General features: G+C 64.3%; 1 protein-coding gene and 1 pseudogene. Both read right to left on the minus strand.

Annotated elements, in window-relative coordinates; translation table 11 throughout:
* A pseudogene (locus tag EN750_RS36100) lies at positions 1-478 on the minus strand (hypothetical protein); the annotation flags it as partial.
* A gap of 7 nt (positions 479-485) precedes the next feature.
* Positions 486-938, minus strand: a complete 453-nt coding sequence (tolR, locus tag EN750_RS36105) for a protein TolR (RefSeq protein WP_023811855.1) — start codon at positions 936-938, stop codon at positions 486-488.
* Positions 939-1,010: the final 72 nt, after the last annotated feature.

Below are 1,010 nucleotides of genomic sequence, written 5' to 3' on the forward strand. Positions count from 1 at the left end.
GTGTCGGCTTGGGGTCGGCCTGCTTGACCGGCTCGGGCTTAACCTCTTCCTTGGGCGTCGGCGCCGGCGCCACTTCCGTTGCCGGGGTGGGCTTAGGCTTTTCCTGCGGCTTCGGCACGTCCTCGGGCTTCGGCTTTTCGATCGGGGTCGGCGCGGGCGGCGGAGCCGAGGTCATGTCGACGGGCTTCGGCTTGGCTTCCGGCGTTATCGGCTTGTCGGTGTCGACGCTGTTCTCGCCGACCTTCTGCGCGTCCGGAACGATGTCCGGGCGCTGCGTCGGCACGGGTGCCGGTTTTTCATGCATCACGGCCTTCTTGTCGCCCTGCAACGTCTGCGCAATGGCTTCCATGGGCACGATATCGACCGCGACCGACTCGACGTCGGACGACGGAAGTGCCGCCGGCGCCGTCAGCGTGAACAGGCCGAAGGTCAGCGCCGCCGCATGCAAGATCACCGATGTGGTGAGGCCGGTCTTCATCGCGCGTCTATTGGTCCTGTTCCTGCAGTGAAACCAGGCCGATGTTCTTGTAGCCAGCGGCCGAAATGCGGGCCATCACCTTCATCGCCGTACCATAGTCGGTGGACTTGTCGCCGCGGATGAAGATGCGCTCCTCATAGCCGGTCTTCGAGATCGCCTGCAGCTTGGCCACCAGCTCCTCGATCGGGATCTCGGTTTCCTGCAGATAGATCTGGCCGGCGGCGTTGATCGAGACGGTGATCGGCTGCGTGTCGGCATTCATCGCCTTGGCCTGCGTATCCGGCAGGTCGATCGGCACGCCGACCGTCAGCATCGGTGCGGCGACCATGAAGATGATCAGCAGCACCAGCATCACGTCGACCATCGGCGTGACGTTGATCTCGGACATCAGTGCATGGTGACGGCCGCGCCGCCTGTGGCCGCGCCCGCCCCGTCCTCCCATGCCCATGGACATACCCATCTGCTACTCCTCAGGCCTTGGGGGCCACTTTTTCATCGATTTGGCGCGAGAGTATGGCGGAGAACTCGTCGG

It is taken from the genome of Mesorhizobium sp. M7A.F.Ca.ET.027.03.2.1 (assembly GCF_003999175.1).
In the GTDB taxonomy this organism is placed as follows: domain Bacteria; phylum Pseudomonadota; class Alphaproteobacteria; order Rhizobiales; family Rhizobiaceae; genus Mesorhizobium.